The 17409-nt window shown below is 44.1% G+C and carries 18 protein-coding genes; 1 reads left to right on the top strand and 17 read right to left on the bottom strand.

Features of this window, described 5'->3' with window-relative positions:
* Window positions 1-48 precede the first annotated feature (48 nt).
* A complete protein-coding gene (locus L4C54_RS07555; protein WP_428799814.1) occupies window positions 49-912 on the top strand; it encodes a MurR/RpiR family transcriptional regulator in 864 nt (287 codons plus the stop codon).
* A 116-nt stretch (window positions 913-1028) separates the two neighbouring features.
* On the opposite strand, the gene L4C54_RS07560 is transcribed toward L4C54_RS07555, so the two are convergent.
* The 17 genes from L4C54_RS07560 to hcp form a co-directional block, all read right to left on the bottom strand.
* Complete coding sequence (locus tag L4C54_RS07560) at window positions 1029-1673, bottom strand: DapH/DapD/GlmU-related protein (protein WP_428807689.1); 645 nt, start codon at window positions 1671-1673, stop codon at window positions 1029-1031.
* Complete coding sequence (gene phnP, locus L4C54_RS07565) at window positions 1670-2434, bottom strand: phosphonate metabolism protein PhnP (protein WP_428807690.1); 765 nt, start codon at window positions 2432-2434, stop codon at window positions 1670-1672. The genes L4C54_RS07560 and phnP overlap by 4 nt, the downstream gene beginning before the upstream one ends.
* A gap of 1 nt (window position 2435) precedes the next feature.
* Window positions 2436-3128 (bottom strand): ribose 1,5-bisphosphokinase, encoded by a 693-nt coding sequence (gene phnN / locus L4C54_RS07570; protein WP_428807691.1) that lies wholly within the window; start codon window positions 3126-3128, stop codon window positions 2436-2438.
* A 2-nt stretch (window positions 3129-3130) separates the two neighbouring features.
* Entirely contained in the window at window positions 3131-4264 is a 1134-nt protein-coding gene (gene phnM / locus L4C54_RS07575; RefSeq protein WP_428799810.1) for an alpha-D-ribose 1-methylphosphonate 5-triphosphate diphosphatase, read from the bottom strand.
* A gap of 12 nt (window positions 4265-4276) precedes the next feature.
* Window positions 4277-5008 carry a phosphonate C-P lyase system protein PhnL gene (gene phnL, locus L4C54_RS07580; RefSeq protein WP_428807953.1) on the bottom strand — a complete coding sequence of 244 codons (732 nt, stop codon included), beginning with the start codon at window positions 5006-5008 and terminating at the stop codon, window positions 4277-4279.
* An 83-nt stretch (window positions 5009-5091) separates the two neighbouring features.
* Window positions 5092-5904, bottom strand: coding sequence for a phosphonate C-P lyase system protein PhnK (gene phnK / locus L4C54_RS07585; protein WP_428807692.1), 813 nt, complete (start codon window positions 5902-5904; stop codon window positions 5092-5094).
* Window positions 5901-6836, bottom strand: coding sequence for an alpha-D-ribose 1-methylphosphonate 5-phosphate C-P-lyase PhnJ (locus L4C54_RS07590; RefSeq protein WP_428807693.1), 936 nt, complete (start codon window positions 6834-6836; stop codon window positions 5901-5903). The genes phnK and L4C54_RS07590 overlap by 4 nt, the downstream gene beginning before the upstream one ends.
* The gene (locus L4C54_RS07595; RefSeq protein ID WP_428807694.1) at window positions 6833-7945 is read right to left on the bottom strand and encodes a carbon-phosphorus lyase complex subunit; all 1113 of its coding nucleotides are present in this window, start codon (window positions 7943-7945) and stop codon (window positions 6833-6835) included. Before L4C54_RS07595 ends, L4C54_RS07590 begins: the two co-directional genes overlap by 4 nt.
* Complete coding sequence (phnH, locus tag L4C54_RS07600; RefSeq protein ID WP_428807695.1) at window positions 7930-8550, bottom strand: phosphonate C-P lyase system protein PhnH; 621 nt, start codon at window positions 8548-8550, stop codon at window positions 7930-7932. The genes L4C54_RS07595 and phnH overlap by 16 nt, the downstream gene beginning before the upstream one ends.
* Window positions 8551-8669: 119 nt before the next feature.
* A complete protein-coding gene (gene phnG, locus L4C54_RS07605; RefSeq protein WP_428807696.1) occupies window positions 8670-9116 on the bottom strand; it encodes a phosphonate C-P lyase system protein PhnG in 447 nt (148 codons plus the stop codon).
* Window positions 9117-9812 (bottom strand): phosphonate metabolism transcriptional regulator PhnF, encoded by a 696-nt coding sequence (gene phnF, locus L4C54_RS07610; RefSeq protein WP_428807697.1) that lies wholly within the window; start codon window positions 9810-9812, stop codon window positions 9117-9119.
* A gap of 572 nt (window positions 9813-10384) precedes the next feature.
* Complete coding sequence (phnE, locus tag L4C54_RS07615; RefSeq protein WP_428799803.1) at window positions 10385-11251, bottom strand: phosphonate ABC transporter, permease protein PhnE; 867 nt, start codon at window positions 11249-11251, stop codon at window positions 10385-10387.
* Window positions 11248-12123, bottom strand: a complete 876-nt coding sequence (gene phnE, locus L4C54_RS07620; RefSeq protein ID WP_428807698.1) for a phosphonate ABC transporter, permease protein PhnE — start codon at window positions 12121-12123, stop codon at window positions 11248-11250. Before phnE (L4C54_RS07620) ends, phnE (L4C54_RS07615) begins: the two co-directional genes overlap by 4 nt.
* 79 nt (window positions 12124-12202) lie before the next feature.
* Complete coding sequence (gene phnD, locus L4C54_RS07625; RefSeq protein WP_428807699.1) at window positions 12203-13126, bottom strand: phosphonate ABC transporter substrate-binding protein; 924 nt, start codon at window positions 13124-13126, stop codon at window positions 12203-12205.
* Between the two features lie 52 nt (window positions 13127-13178).
* Window positions 13179-14018 (bottom strand): phosphonate ABC transporter ATP-binding protein, encoded by an 840-nt coding sequence (gene phnC / locus L4C54_RS07630; RefSeq protein WP_428807700.1) that lies wholly within the window; start codon window positions 14016-14018, stop codon window positions 13179-13181.
* A 385-nt stretch (window positions 14019-14403) separates the two neighbouring features.
* Window positions 14404-15453: an FAD-binding oxidoreductase gene (locus L4C54_RS07635; protein WP_428807954.1), complete on the bottom strand. Its 1050-nt coding sequence runs from the start codon at window positions 15451-15453 to the stop codon at window positions 14404-14406.
* Between the two features lie 80 nt (window positions 15454-15533).
* Window positions 15534-17201: a hydroxylamine reductase gene (gene hcp / locus L4C54_RS07640; protein ID WP_428807701.1), complete on the bottom strand. Its 1668-nt coding sequence runs from the start codon at window positions 17199-17201 to the stop codon at window positions 15534-15536.
* Between the last annotated feature and the right edge of the window lie 208 nt (window positions 17202-17409).

A 17409-nucleotide genomic window follows, 5' to 3' on the forward strand; every position in this document is an offset into this window, starting at 1 on the left:
TCGAAGAACGATATCTACAGCAAGATATCAAATAGAAGGACGGTAATTTTGACTCTTGAAGTAGATATTGTTTCTCAGATCACCGAGCGTTTTAGTGCGCTGCGCGACGCCGAGAAAAAAGTGGCTAAGCTGATCATGGATGACATTAATCTCGCCGCCAATGCGAGCATTACTGAGCTAGCAGAAAATGCACAGGTTAGCGAAGCAACGATCACCCGCTTTGCTAAAGCGATTGGCTGTAGCAACGTGCGAGATATGAAGTTCAAGTTGGCGCAGTCTCTTACTATTGGCCAGCGATTTATCTTGGAGCCGCCCGATCAAACGGGTTACCAAGGCGTCTATGAATCTATAAAACAGTCCTTGGACATCAATCGAAGCTTAATCAATGAGCAAGATATTGAAACGGCAATCACTTGGCTTCACGAAGCAAGACAAATCGTTTCAATTGGCATGGGCGGCGGTTCAACTATCGCCTCTCAAGAACTGCAACACCGTCTATTCCGATTCGGCTACGCGGTTGTTGCATACAACGATGGTATGTTGGCTCAAATGGTTGCGGCAACCGCGGATAAGAATGATGTATTTGTGATCATTTCTGCAACCGGTTATACGCCTGTTTTGGTAGAAACAGCTCAGCTTATCAAGAAATACGGCATGAAAGTGATTGCGATTACCCCCGTAAACACGCCACTTGCCCAAAGCGCTGATCTGGTTCTGCCAATTCAACACGACGAGACAGACTTCATCTATAAACCCTCTGCTTCTCGCTATGCGATGCTGGCTTTGGTGGATGTGATATCTCTTGAGTTAGCCGTCGCTCATAAACGCAGCTCTAGAGACAAACTAAGAAGACTTAAGATGGCGTTAGACTCCCATCGAGGTGGCTTAGAGCGTCAGCCACTCGGCGATTAATATAGCTGCCTAAACTATTATAATCGGCTAATCTATTATAATTGGCAAAACGATAAAGCCACTGTTCCCACCGTTCTTAATCGAACGACAGGCAGTGGCTTTTTTCATTCCACAAATTACACGGGTTCCACAGACTCTAGGAACTCACCACAATCTTTTTGAAACAAAGGAAGAGTTTCAGCGATCTTTTCATCACTCCAATCCCACCATGCCAATTTGTCTAATCGGGTTGCGTAACTAGTATCTTCAAATCTTGGGCGTAGTACCTTTGCAGGATTTCCCACGACGATCGAATACGCAGGAACGTTTTTAGTAACAACACTTCCCGCGCCAACAATGGCGCCATTGCCAACGGTAATTCCCGGTAGAATAATCGCACCGTGCCCTATCCAAACATCATGCCCGATGATCACTTTATCTTCTTCACGCCACGAAAAGACCTCTTCATCTAAAGTTTCAGCTTCTGAGCCAAAGCCAAATTTTCCAGGTCGATAAGTAAAATGGTGCAGTGTTGGACGCCACCAAGGATGATTACTAGGGTTCACTCGGACCGATGAAGCAATAGAAGTGAATTTTCCGACTTCTGCGAACATCAAATTACAGTCATTTTGAATGTAACTGTAATCTCCAACCGAGACATTATTCAAAATGCAACGTTCGGCAATTTCAGTCCATCGACCCAATACCACGTCATGCAACTTGCTACTCTCGTCGATATTCGGCTCTGAAGTTAACACTTGAGAAAGGGGTTGAGTCGTCATTCTATCTCCTCGCCATCGTTAAGCAGGCGTCGATAATTGGTAAAATATTGAGGGTTATTTTCGGCCCACTCAACCATGCGATGGCCTAAATGTGTCAGACCAACATGCTTAGGTTTGACCGCTTCTTCGATTGCCAATACATGATTAAAATCATTGTGGTTCGCTTTGGCCCTCTGCTCTTCGCACTCAATGGGTGGGTGATTACAATCTATGATCATCCAGTCAATCTTTCGCTTTTGTAACCATTGTAGTGTGGGCTCTGGTAGCCCAATCGTGTCGGTTAAATACGCGATACGTTGGTCTTGCCATTCAAAGCAGTAGCCTGTGCATATTTTTGAATGAATGAGTGGCAGCGGGGTCACTGTGATACCTTGCCATTCAAATGATTGAAATGGCTGAGTACGAGTGGAAAAGTCGAGAATCCCCGGATGTTTGTACAGATCGTCACACCCAAGGGGATCATCCGGCGAAATCACTTTGATATACTCACCGACTCCCCAACGGAGATCAAACAAGCTATGTACATGATCGATGTGGTAATGAGTCAGTAAGATCGCATCGATGCTTCCCCTTGGAAACCGCTGCATTAAGTCTGGCGCATTGGCATCAAGCAACAAGGTTTTCCCTTGATGCTCGATATACGCCGACGCTTTCTCTCTTCTCAACTTCGGATTTTTCGTGGCCTTGCTGCAAACAGAGCAATCACATCCATAAACGGGAATCGTTGCGCTGTTACCTGTGCCAATAAGCGTCAGTTTCACGTTATTTCTCCAATGTAGCGGTTAGAGCGTTTGTTTTCAGTTCATTTTCCCTTTCACTTTTTAGTCGTGAAAACTGCACTAGGCTCTGCTCAATCGTGCCGCTATTGTCGATGTAAAAAACTTCTGCACTATCGGTAACGCGATAGTCATTGGCTCTTTTCAATCGTTCAGCAACCTGCTCAACGGTTTCTCTTCCCCGCCCTATTAAACGAGCCTCCAAAACCCCAAGCTCGACATGAATAACAACCGGAATCAATCGCTCACCAAACAACTCTTTTGCGATCTCAAGGTAAGCTCTAGAACCATTGACTACGACATTCAACCCAAGATCATTCCAATAGTGAACTTCTTGACCAATCCCATAACGAAGACCATGTGCTTCCCAGTTCATCGCGAACATGTCTCGTGAATAACGAATATTGAACTCAGTGTCTGTTAGCTCGATATGGTTTTCTCCCCCCGCATCTGCGGGGCGAGTTATATAGCGATGTGCTATCACAATATCATCAACAAAAGCTTTCCTAACCGCCGTGATCAGAGAGTCTTTACCACAACCGGATGGCCCAATGACGTAATAAACGAGCCCTTTGTTTACACTTTCAGCGACTAACTCATAACCGGAGCAAAGATGATCGTGTGCAATAGGTTCTGCAGTATGTTCCAAAGTAGGGTCTGAAATAACATGTTGAGACATGACTAAAACACCTTCTTTCCTTCACGCCAAACACGAGAGACTAAATGATGATCATCTGCCGTATGCGACAGCACCAGATCCGCACGTTTTCCTTCTGCGATCACCCCTCTGTCATCTAAGCCTAGTGATTGTGCCGGATTACGGGTTGCCAATTGAACCGCTTGAGCAAGATTTAAGGTGTTGCGATCATCCTCTGACAGCTTAAAAATTGCATCAAGCAAACTGGCTGGATAGTAGTCTGAAGAGAGAATATCAAGCACGCCAAGTGAAGCGAGTTGATGCGCTGCAACATTACCAGAGTGAGAACCACCACGAACCACGTTTGGTGCGCCCATCATCACTTTGAGCCCAAGCTGGTGGGATTGTTGCGCCGCTTCGACTGTGGTTGGAAACTCTGCGATGACCATACCAAGTTCTTTTGATTCATTTACGTGCGCTTCCGTTGCATCGTCATGACTTGCCAGTGGAATGTTCAGATCACGACACTGCTGACAAATCGCATCACGATTGGGCTTTGACCAACGCTCTGACAGAGCCACTTGTTCACATTCAAACTTGGTCATTTCGGCGTCGCTTAAATTGTACTTGCCTTGATAATAGGTGCGGTACTTTTCTAAATTAACAAACTGACGCTGACCGGGCGCATGATCCATCAAAGAGACAAGCTGTACTTCTGGTAAATGGGCATAGCGCTGGAACAAACTAACCGTACTCTCATTTGGAACTTCACAACGAAGATGCAAGCGATGTTCGGCCCGGGTTAGCCCGCGTTTTTGACTCTCAGCGACGGTATTAATAAACAGATCAAGGTTATGCTGACGATGTCCATCACGACAATCCCCTAACGCAACCGCATCTAACACTGTTGTAATACCAGAACCGATCAACTGGGTGTCATGGGCGCTCATTGCAGAGAGCGGGGGCCAGTCGACTTTGGGCCTTGGCGTAAAGTACTTTTCAAGGTTATCGGTATGCAGTTCAATTAATCCCGGCGTAAGGTAACCATTCTCGCCGTCAAACGCGCTTGGCAGCTGACTGGTGGTATCGGACACACTCACAATCACACCATCACGTAACTCCACCGAACCACGAATGACTTCATCTTTAAGCACTAGATTGACATTGGTAATAATCATTTTGGGTTCCTACTAAGCGCAAACGCTGGTCAGTGTGTTAGTCACAACATCTTGATGGTTTTTTACATCGTATAAACGATCAGCCACTAGATCTCGAGTCTGCTCATCATGAAAAATACCCACGACTGCCGCCCCCCTAGACTTGGCTTCTTCAATTAATTTCACCACCACGGCACTGTTTGTCGCGTCAAGAGAAGCCGTTGGTTCATCAAGCAATAAAATCGGATAATCAACAATAAACCCACGCGCGATATTAACCCGTTGCTGCTCACCACCAGAGAACGTTGCCGGCGCCAAGTTCCACAAATGTTCCGGTACATTCAGCCGTGTTAATAGACTCTTTGCTCGTGTTTCCGCTTCAGTGAAATCCCCGCCCATCTCTAACATTGGCTGCATCACAACCTCTAATGCACTGATGCGGGGAATGACACGAAGAAACTGGCTCACCCAACCCATGGTGTGCTTTCGAACATTGATAATGTCACGAGGCGTTGCACTGGCGAGATCAATCCATTGGTCTTGATGTTCAACCTCAATAGAACCGGTATCAACTAAATAATTGGCGTACAGCGCTCGAAGCAGTGTTGATTTACCTGAACCAGAATGGCCATGAAGTACCACACACTCGCCCGAATTAACCGTTAGTGAAGCATGAGTTAACACAGAAAGCTCCACACTGTTTTGATTGTGCAGTACGAAGGTTTTACTCACGTCCGTTACTCGGAGCTTGGTTTGGCCTGTCACTTGAGCGTTGAGCGTTCGTTGATTAGTTCGTTGCGTAGTTCGTTGCGTAGTGCCCGTTAATGAATTATTCACGTTGATCATCCTTAATTCTGTAATACGGAAGAGACTAATAGCTGGGTGTAAGGGTGCTGCGGATCATCAAGTACTTGGTCGGTTAACCCACTTTCTACTACTTCACTGCGTCGCATCACCATTAAGCGGTGTGCAAGCAGGCGCGCGACTGCAAGATCATGAGTGACAATCACCACAGCAAGGTCAAGCTCATTTACTAAACGGCGAAGCAGATCCAATAGCTTCGCTTGCACCGACACATCTAGCCCACCTGTTGGTTCGTCCATGAAAATGAGTTTGGGATGGGTGACCAAGTTACGTGCGATCTGTAAACGTTGCTGCATCCCGCCAGAAAACGTGGTTGGCATATCGTCCATTCGATCGTGAGGGATCTCAACATCCGCTAACCATTTTGACGATTTCTCACGGATGTTTGCATAATTGCGCTCACCGACCGCCATCAAGCGTTCACCAATATTGCCTCCAGCTGAGACTCTGCTACGTAAACCATCCATAGGATGCTGATGAACAACACCCCACTCTGTTCGTAATAGCTGCCTTCTCTGGCTTTCCGCCATTAAGTAAAGATCTTCTAGTTGAGATATTTGTGTATTGCTATCGCCCTTTAAGTAAAGAACTTCGCCACTGTCTGGGGTTTGACGACCAGAGAGTGATGTCAACAAGGTACTTTTACCCGAGCCAGATTCACCAACAATGCCGAGGACTTCTCCCGGGAACAACTCAAAGGAAACATTTTGAAAGCCTTTGCCCGGTGCGTACAACTTAGTGAGATTATTCACGGTAAGTAGCGGTTGATCGTGAACGGCTGCCATTACTGCGCTCATGCGAATATCTCCTTCTGTTCTAGCGGTTGCTCTTTTTGAAGTGAGGAGTTCTTCTCAACCATCTGTTTTTCCTCAGCGCTCTGTACCTGTTCCGAGCAATAATCTGTATCCGAGCAGACAAATAAGTGGGTTCCCTTGTCATCCATAACGACTTCATCAAGGAAGGTGTCTGTTGAACCACAAATGGAACATGGCTCATCCCATTTCTGTACTTCAAAGGGGTGATCTTCAAAGTCGAGGCTTTTCACTTTTGTATAAGGTGGAATCGCGTAAATACGTTTTTCACGCCCAGCACCAAATAGCTGCAAAGCGGGCATGTGGTCCATTTTAGGGTTATCAAACTTCGGAATAGGTGACGGGTCCATGATGTAACGATCATTGACTCTCACTGGATACGCATACGCCGTAGAGATGTGGCCAAATCGCGCGATATCTTCATAAAGCTTCACATGCATGATCCCGTACTCTTGCAGCGCATGCATCTTGCGTGTCTCTGTTTCTCTTGGCTCAATAAAACGCAATGGCTCAGGGATGGGAACTTGATAAACCAATATTTGATCTTCTGTTAGGGCAACTTCTGGAATACGGTGTCGGGTTTGGATAATGCTCGCCTGAGTCGTTTTTTCGGTCGTTTTTGCCGCCGCTACCGATTTGAAAAATTCACGAATAGACACGGCATTAGTGGTGTCATCGGCACCTTGATCAATTACCTTTAGGGTATCTGGCTTGCCAATAATAGCTGCTGTGATCTGAACGCCACCGGTTCCCCATCCATAAGGCATTGGCATTTCACGCCCACCAAAAGGGACTTGATAACCGGGAATCGCGACCGCTTTTAATAAGGATCGACGAATCATTCGCTTTGTTTGCTCATCCAAATAGCCGTAGTTATAACCTTCTACACTCGGCTGATTACCGTCTAAATGACTCATGCCTGCTCTCCTTGTTGCGCTGTTATTTCATCGTGCTCTTTATGCATTTTTCGCAGTAACTCAAGCTCGGCTTGGAAGTCAACGTAATGGGGAAGTTTTAGATGTGACACAAAACCTGCAGCTTCAACGTTATCTGAATGAGAAAGCACAAACTCTTCATCTTGAGCTGGGCCATCCACCGCTTCGTCATATTCCGGCGCTTGTAATGATCGGTCAACAAGGGCGACTGACATCGCTTTGCGCTCTGTTGCGCCAAAGGTTAAGCCATAGCCACGCGTCAGTTTTGGCTTAATGGCTTTACCACCAACAAATCCATTGACCATCTGACACTCAGTGAGCTCAATTTCACCGATGTCGAGACTAAAACCGAGCTCTTCCGGGGTAATCGATAAGTCGACAAAGCCTGAACGAATTTCACCGGCAAACGGATGGTTTCGACCGTAGCCACGCTGAGTGGAATAGCCAAGAGCCAGTAAGAAGCCTTCATCACCACGCACTAAGTTTTGCAGGCGAGCACTGCGATCGCAGGGATAATTCACCGGTGATAATGTGATATCTTCGGGCTCTTGCTGGTTATCGTCTTCGGTGAGCATCATGTCGAGGTTTTCTAGAATGCTCATCACTTGTGGGCACACGTCTAATGCATTCTCTTCGTCAGGTAATGCCGTATCTTGCTTCTTCTCTGATCTTGGGCTCTCCCCTTCGGCTAGCAAAGCGAAATCAAGCAAGCGATGGGTATAATCATAGGTTGGGCCTAATACCTGACCACCTGGAAGTTCTTTATAGGTGGCCGAAATACGACGTTCAATCCGCATAGCTGACGTATCGACTGGATCAGCTGTGATTAAACGAGGCAATGTGGTGCGATAGGCACGTAATAAAAAGATAGCTTCGACTAAATCTCCGGCCGCTTGCTTGATTGAAAGTGCCGCGAGTTCTTTGTCATAAATACCACCCTCAGTCATAACACGATCGACTGAACCGGATAGCTGATCACTGATTTGAGAGACACTTAATTCTGGCAGTTCTGGATTCCCACGACGCTTGTTAGCTTGAAGCTGGTGCGCTTGGCGAATCGCTTTTTCGCCACCTTTTACTGCAACGTACATACTGAAACCTCAACTTTGGTTGTTCTTGGTAGGCACAGCACTTGCTGACCAGCGACAAAAATAAAATCGATGCCTAGAGGAAATGCCGATCGGTTTTGGCGTGTCGTAAGGTATTGAATTAATGCACTGGGTAATCCTTTCATAGCGATGCACTGTTCGTTTTCAATACCCGGCCCGGTCAGTACTATTTCATTCCCTTCAGTTAAACTATCAAGTTCAACAACAACCGTGGTTGATGTGTCTGGGTACTCTTCATTACCAAGATTGAACGACAGCGTATTCCACTCCTGATCAAATAAATCATGTTGTGAAAAGAGAGCAAAGCCAGCTTCTGACAATGTATTGACGATTGGGGCACTGACATGAAATTTGATGTTTTCACTTACTGCTCGGTCTTGGCTAAAAGCAGAGGATAGCCAAACAGGGGTTGCGTTATCGGCCATCGATAATAAGACTTGTGCCGCTCCGCTCATCATGTTGCCAAAGCCATCGCATTTATCGAGCTTTACGATTGTTCCCGGCTCGGACATCGCTTTAAGTAGCAAGCGAAAGCACTGCTGACTGTCATGGACTGCATCTTCAAATGCTGGAGAAATCATACTCATTTAATTTGTTTAAACCTGTTCGTATTATTTAATTTTCAGCTGGATTGATGGTGTTTAAATAGCGTTATCAAACCCAATATAAACTCGTAACAATGATGCATTCACACTTTTAGTGAACACTAATCTTCCCCGCGTACAAGAGTGAAAAAATCAACCTTGCTTGACGCCACTTCCTTAGCTCGTAGGCTATGCTGCTGCTTTTTCAATGCGGCAAGCGGCTCAATTAGCTGTGTGCTCAGCGACTCTTCATGTTGTGGCATCTGCATTAATGCATCGATAACAGCCGCAATTTCAGCGTGCGATTTATTTCGACCTTGTAAATAGCTGTAGCCTAATTCACCCGAATCGAGCTTCACGACAGCACGTGTAATAGTCGTGTCACCAATATTGAATTGACGCCCGGTTGAGCCCATTCGTGCACGCACTTGCGCTAAGCCAATTTCTGGTTGGCGTACCATGGCGTAATCTGGTGTCAAATTGAGTTCCTCCCAACGACCCTTCAGTTCTGAATACTGAGTTTTCGCTAGAACTGACATCCAATGTTGTCGCTTGGTTGCAGCTTTCATTTAATGCTCCATTACTATTTCTGTTACGTCAGCGCGAGTATTTGAGCTTGAGAACTCAGCAATCGTCGCCGTACCTTTAATTACGTTTTTTGTTTTGATTTTTAGCAGCGGTGTGCCGGTGTTGATTTGCAATAGTCGACACTCCTCACCAGAAGGGATCTTCGCGCCTACTCGCGTCTCTTTTCGTTCTAACTCGATGCCCAGCCCTCTTTTAATAAATTGGTGTAACGAGCCGTTAGTGAAGTTTTTGAGCACTGGCCACCACGTTAAATCAGGCAGATAATGGTCAATAATAGTTCTGGGGGTATCGTTGGTTTTACGAAATGTACGAATGTGGATAACCTTACTTCCTTCTTCGATATTCAAGTAACCCGCAACTTTTGGTGGCACGGTGATTAGGCGAGATTTCAGCATTTCACAACGAGGCATTTCACCCAGTTCCACTAAGTTTTTGGTAAAATGTGCGCCTGAGTGAACTCGGTACTCACTAGGCTGGCGCACCACCATGCTGCCTTTACCCTGATGACGCTGAATTAATCCACCACTCACGAGTTCATCAATGGCTCGTCGAACAGTGTGTCGATTTACCTCGAAACGCTTTGCCAATATCGACTCCGAAGGAAGGTAATCCCCCGGCGTAAAGGTAACCTTTACTTCTTGCTCTAACTGAGATGCTATTTGTAAATAAACTGGCATAGTGTTCTCACTCAATTCCATCTTCACTTATCTAGACAAGTGCGAATAAACCACGAAATTATCTTTGGCATCATTATTAAAACTTTAATTCCGTTCGGCGTTTTGGGGTGTAGATACACTTTGACGTGCAAAGATGAACGTTTGGTGTCGAAAAGTTTACAAAATGAAGATAGAAACACTAGACACGCAACTTGTCTAGACAACATCAAGCCATTGTTATTTATCGAAAATAATGAACAAACCACAAAGTGAACGCCTAACTTATATAGGTACTCTATTCATTGTAATGTGATGAACTATGCACTTTATAACGTCAGTTTTTATAGCGTAAGTGAACCTAAAAACACCTAACTAATTTCCTAGCCACACGCTCCCTTTTCATAAGGCCATCTAGAATTTATATATCGCTAGGTATTAGGTGTTAGGTGTTAGGTGTTAGGTGTTAAAAATCAGAAAGGAATCTATTTCAGGAAATAGCATAGGGAAGGCAATATTTAGAGTGTCGTTTGGGGGAATATAGAATGTAAAATAAGTTGGCCCAGAAATAGGCCAACTATTTTCACATTAAAGATCTAACGCTTTTCATACAATGGGATATTTTCACCCACTATGTATTTATTTCTCAGAATGCTGGAGACTTTGTCAAAAGCCATAATGATGACAACCAGAACAAGCGTGATAAACGTCACCACGTCCCAATTCCATAAACGCATATTTTCGGCATAGACTAAACCGATACCACCAGCCCCAACGAAACCAAGTACTGCAGCTGAACGCGTGTTTGATTCAAGCTGATACAGGCTCAACGCTAAAAACGTAGGAAAAGACTGAGTAAAAATACCAAATCGATGCTTTTGGAGATTATTTGCCCCGACAGCCGTTAACCCACGAGACGGTTTTTTGTCTGCAGCTTCATGGCTTTCTGCGTACAATTTGCCAAACAGCCCCAAGTCTTGGACAAATACAGCCATCACACCCGCTAATGGACCTAGACCGACTGCACGAACAAAAATCATCCCCCAGATTGCCATATCAACGCCGCGTAGCACATCAAATACACGCCGCATTGCGATTGCCACGATTCCCCAAGGCCCAGTCATCACATTTCTTGCTGCAAAAAATGAGAGCGGAAGTGCAACCAAAGATGCTGTGAGTGTGCCACCAAACACAATAGCTAAGGTGATACCAATCTGTTTAAAATAATATCCAAATGGCCAATCAAAGAAGTCTCGCCAAACAAACATATGTAAAAAATAACTCATGATTTTGGTATTGCCCAACTCAAACTGTTTTGAGGAAACACCGAAAAAACCGAAAAATAGAATGTAGTAAATTACGACCGCCATTACGGCTAACGATACCCATGTTAGGTAACGTCTTTGTTTAGCAAAGATAGCCTTATTGTCGAGTTTGATTTGATCTAAAGTCAGTTGCGTCATTTTACATCCCCACTGATCACTTTCTTTCTAAGCGCACCGGAAGTGGTGTCGATCAGCGCGACCACCAAGATAATCAAGAGTAGTGTAATACTGACTTGGTCATGTCGACCTAAACTGATATTGGTCATCAACTCTTGACCGATGCCGCCCGCTCCGACTAAACCAAGAATGGTCGACGAACGAAAATTAATCTCAAAACGCAAGAACACATACGATAAAACGGTTGGCTTTATCTGAGGCCAAAACGCAAACCTTAGCCGCTGAATCGGGGTTGCACCACAAGCCGTCAAACCACTCACTGGTTTATCTGAGATCGTCTCAATCGATTCGTAGAATAGCTTGGTCAAACTGCCTATTGTATGCAGCGTAAGCGCAACAAATCCGGGAAAAGTACCAACCCCATAAGCCATTACAAACATAACCGCCCATGCCAATTCAGGCATTGTACGTAAGAACGCCACAAACGAGCGAACACCCACTCGAACCGATGTCGGGGCATAGCCGTTTGTAGCGGCCAAAAATGCTAGTACGATGGCGATGACAGAAGAGACTAGCGTTGCAGCAATGGCTACATTGATGGTTTCCCAAAGAAGAGGGATTTGAATGTGTAACCTGTAACCCCAATAGATTAAAGAGCCGGGTACCGCCCTACCATTTTCATCTCTGCCAGAAAACAAGACATCCCAAGAGAGGTTTGGCAGCGTATCGTAGATATAATCAAACAACGCAGGGGCATTATTAATAATGGTAAATAAGCTGAATTCGGCGTAATGCCCAGAGAGCAGATAGAACAACATAAAAACCGAAGACCACATCAAAGCGTCCGTTTTTTTCTTACGACTTACCTGCTGATAATATTGTTCAAATTTCATGTATGAGACCGTACAAGTATTAAGTTGGCTGAAAGACAACCAACTTATTTAGAGAAAGGTTTTGGCGATAAGAAAGAGTTTAGCGGTGAGCAAACTTAGTCGCTTTGACCAAATCAATAATTGACTGGTACTCAGCAACGCTTGTTTCTGCTAGGTGAAGTGAACCACCAGCGGCTTTACTAAAACATTCATTTTCTTCGCTCGCTAACTTTTTAACCGTAGCAACAAGGCTATTTTTGAAGTCAGGGTCTAGTCGGTTACTAACGATGGTTGGGCCGTTGGCAATAAGTGGTGATTCCCAAATGATACGGATTTTCTTCATCAAATCAGGCTCATGCTCGACAAAGCGAGTTAATGCTCCAGCACTGTAGCCCTCTTCTTTTTTTCCTACCATCGACGTCCAAGTAACTGCAGCGTCAAACTGACCGTTAAGAACACCGACAATGTCTTGCTCGTGACCACCAGAGAAATTCACTGAATCAAAGAAACCATTGTATTTGTTGTCCATATTGCCACCTAGCGTCTGCTCTAGTTGGTTATTTGGAATCAAGTAACCAGACGTTGAGTTTGGATCGGCAAATGAAAATGTCGTGTTTTTCAGGTCACTAATTGTTTGGTATTCACTCTCTTCTTTGACCAATATAACCGAGTGGTAACCACGAGAATTATCGGTGTTATCGACCGTAATACCGACTAGATCAACCGCTGTAGGATCATTTAGATATATTTCAGCATACGATTTAGGTGACATATTAATCACCAAATCTATTTTGTCCCCAAGGAGCCCCTGAATAACGGCGTTGTAATCTGTCGAGTTGCGAATGTTTGTCTTTACATCAAGCTCTGCTTTTATGAATTCGGCGACGCACTGGTTATCACCAATTTGATCCGCCGCGTTCTGTCCACCTAAAATACCAAGGTTAATTTCGGTTGGCGCTGCTGCATTCACGTTAAAAGTTAGCGCTGACGCCACTGCAATACCAACTGATAGAAGCTTGTTCATTTTTTGTCCTTAAATGTAATGTCTGATTGTCTATATCGGATTGATTAAATAATTAGTGGATTTGGTCGATCTCGTCACCATAGAGGCGATGTAACACTTGCTCATTGAGTCCAGAAGGGTGTCCGTCGTAAATAACTTGCCCCTTTGCAAGGCCAATAACGCGAGTGCAGTACTGTTGAACTAATTCGATTGAGTGGAGGTTAACCATGACAGCAACTCCGTCGTTACTGACTTTCTGCAATGCTTCCATAATGCGAATAGTGTTTTTCGGATCAAGAGAGGCAACTGGTTCATCGGCTAAAAGGATCTTTGGGTTCTGCATCATCGCTCGGCAGATCGCTACACGTTGTTGCTGACCACCGGAGAGGTTTTCAGCTCGCTGCAATGCATATGGCAACATGTTGAGCCACTTTAATAGTTGAATAGCCTGAGCTCGATCTTTGTCACTGAATATTTTCAATAGCGATTTTAAGGTTGAGGTATTACTAAGACGTCCGAGCAAAACGTTTGAGATGACGTCTAAGCGTGGAACTAAGCAGAAGTCTTGGAAGATCATACCGCAATGAGTACGCCACTCGCGCAGTCCTTTACGGTTCATGCTTAATACGTTATCGACGGTTTGATCACGATGAACATTGAAAATACTGCCATCCGTTGCCGGAATAGTGCCATTTAATGTATGAAGTAGCGTCGATTTACCTGCACCAGATCGCCCAACAATCGCGACAAGCTCACCAGCTCGCAGTTCAAAGCTCACGCCGTCTAATACGACCTTTCCTTCTTGATAAGACTTAGAAAGATTCTCAACTTCTAAAACCTTTCGACCAAAATCTTGCTGTAACTGCTCAAAGCTGTCTGAGACAATCGACAACTCAGGGGCGCTCATTGCCATACCCATTCTCCAAGTAACTATTTACAAATTGAACGGTATTACAACGCAGTTATTTGACGTATTTTCGATGTTTTTATGACCAATTTATGAATTAAAGGCATCGACAAATAAAGGGACTAGCCCCATTAATCTACACATTGGTCATGCTTAAATGTCGTCGTTTTTAGTTATGGCTGTTTTAAAAGATCCATTGGGAATGGGTAGAGATAGGATTGAGGTATTTAATTGATTATAAAGCGCGTTAATATTCGTGATTAATTCCTTCAAGTATGAAAGGGCTGGCTGTAACGAGTTGAAGGAGACGGAGTCAGAATATTCTGACTCCTTGAAAACTCTTTAATACTAGAAGATGCCTTCTATCGGGTTGATAGTGAACAATAATCTGTTAATTCAATGCAATCTCTACATCACCATCAATTTTACTCGAACATGCCAACACAAAACCTTCGGCTAAGTCTTGTTCACTGAGTGTTTCAGTACTCGTTGAGGTCACGCTTCCTTTGGTCACCTTACATTTACATGATCCGCAAATACCACTTCGGCAGGCTGCTATTACAGGGACTCCACCTTTTTCTAAAGCGTCAATTAGGGGACTGTTCTTATCTGCTTCTAGTTCAACACCAAAACTTGGCACCATAACTTTTACTGACGCATTGCTTTCCGCTATTGCAGAATCTAAAGGTGTCGCTGATTCAAATTCGGGAGTGAAGCTCTCTTGATGAAACTTAGACATATCGAATTCAATCTGTCCAAGGTAGCGTTCAACATCTTTCATAAAGCCTACTGGGCCACATAAATAGACGGTACTTTGTTTGATTTCAGGGCTTAAAGTAAGTAACCACTCTTTATCTAAACGCCCTTGTGGAAAAGGCGTATCGTTATTGTCTTTAAGCAATAGTTTAAAATTGAAATTTGGATGCTGCTTATCTAACTCGACAAGCTGATGATAATAGATAGCCTGCTCTTTGTTACGGGCCATATGGATAAAATCTATCTCGATATCGCCATTGGTTGAAAGCCAGTCTTGTGCCATTGCTGTGACGGGTGTGATTCCGCACCCTGCGCTCACCAACGTCACTTTATTCGAACTTGTTGGCAAACAGTCTACATTATTAAATTTTCCAGCTGGTTTTAAGACGTCGACTTCATCCCCTTCATCTAAATGATCGACGATATAGTTAGAGACTAAGCCTCCTTCAACACGCTTAACCGTCAGCTTTAACGAATTATCACCAGGGATAGAGCTTACTGAATAAGCACGGTAATCTCGCTTATCAGGCATATTCACTCCGAGCGTAATAAATTGTCCCGGTTTGAAATCAAAGGTTAACTCTGAGCTTCGACTGCCCAACTCGAGGCTGACCGTATCAGGAGTTTCATGCCATTTCTTTAAACAGATAAGTTCGATTGACTCATTATTTGACCAAGCCTGCATACTCTTAGTACTCACTTTTATAAACGATTGGACACATACTAAAAAGCCTCAGCGAACTGAGGCTTCTATTAAATTAAAGACTAAGCGTTAACTTCTAAAATAGTCGCTAGATCTTCTTCTGCTGTTGAGATTGAACGCATATCGAACTGATCTTGAATGATCTTCAATAGATTTTCTGTCAGGAATGCAGGCGCTGTTGGACCGGTATAGATACCTTTAACACCTAGAGCAAACAGAGTTAATAGAATAACAATCGCTTTTTGCTCGAACCAAGAAAGAACAAGCGTCAGTGGCAGTTCATTAATGCCACAGTCAAACTCATCCGCTAACGCTAACGCCAACTGAATTGCTGAGTACGCATCATTACATTGGCCCACATCGAGAAGACGAGGAATACCATTAATGTCACCGAATTGGTTTTTATTAAAACGGAATTTACCACATGCAAGTGTCAGAATAAGAGTGTCATCTGGCGCTTGGCTTGTGAAGTCAGTGTAGTAACTACGCTCTGACTTATCACCATCACAACCACCAACAAGGAAGAAGTGTTTAATATTGCCCTCCTTAACTTGCTCAATAACCGCAGGAGCAGCAGCCATAAGTGCATTACGACCAAAGCCAACAGTGATGTTCTGTTCAATCTCATTTTGAGTAAAGCCTGGTTGCGCTAGAGCACAATCGATAACTTGTGAGAAATCATCCCCTTCTACGTGAGCAACACCCGGCCAACCTACGATACTACGCGTGAATAGGCGATCTCGGTATTGACCAACATCTGGGTTAAGAAGACAGTTAGATGTCATCACAATCGCACCAGGGAAGTTAGCAAATTCTTTCTGTTGATTCTGCCATGCACTGCCATAGTTACCCACTAAGTGAGGGTATTTTTTCAATTCTGGGTAGCCGTGTGCCGGTAACATTTCACCATTGGTATAAACGTTAATACCCTTACCTTCAGTTTGTTGAAGGATCTTTTCAAGATCATGAAGGTCATGACCAGAAACTAAGATACAGTGACCTTTAATAGTTTTTACATTCACGCTTGTTGGTTCTGGATGACCAAAAGTTTGGGTTTCGCCTTTATCAAGCATCTCCATTACTTTGTAGTTCATCAAACCAATTTTCATTGATGTATCTAAAAGCAATTGTAGGTCTGTTGGATCAGTCCCTAGAAGTGCCATGATTTCATGGTATTCACCTTGAATCTCGGTATCAGTTTGACCTAGAACTAACGCGTGCTCCATATAAGCCGCCGCGCCTTTTAAGCCATAAAGACATAGTAAACGAAGACCAATCACATCTTCATGCTGAGAATCGTGACCACGGTTAACCGCTGCCATCGGTGCTAACGCCAGTAAAGATTCAACGTCTTCAGGTAGGTTAAATTTGGCCGCTACCGATAGCTCAGGAATAGTAAATCCTGTTACAATTGAAGCTGCTTGTACTTTTTGCTCTAAGCGCTTTTTATACGCTTGAGATTGCTGTGCAAATTCAACAATTCGTTCAGGGTCAAAGTTCACATTGGTCAATGTTGCGAAGAAAGCTCTTGGCGCCCACTCATCAATCTCGGTATCAATCACACCACAAGCACGGCCTAAATCGGCCCAAAATGAGACACCTTGCAGTGAGTGTACTAATACATCTTGCAGGTCTGAAACTTCAGACGTTTTACCACACATACCCTGAGTGTAAGAACACCCTTTAGAAACAGGGGTTTGAATTGTTTGTTCACATTGAATACAGAACATTTAAGGCTCCAGTGTTGTTATATTGCGTACTTGCTCAATTTGATTATCGCTATTATTTTTCTTTCTTTAGCGCTAGCCCTATAGAGCACGATACATGCCAACCTTACAATTATTATAAAAACAACAACTTACTAAAGACCCCATATAGAACAATGTCAATATGACCCAATATATCTACATACAAAATAAACCCAATAAAGTCATATTG

The organism is Vibrio lamellibrachiae (genome assembly GCF_050337265.1).
Classification (GTDB): domain Bacteria; phylum Pseudomonadota; class Gammaproteobacteria; order Enterobacterales; family Vibrionaceae; genus Vibrio; species Vibrio kyushuensis.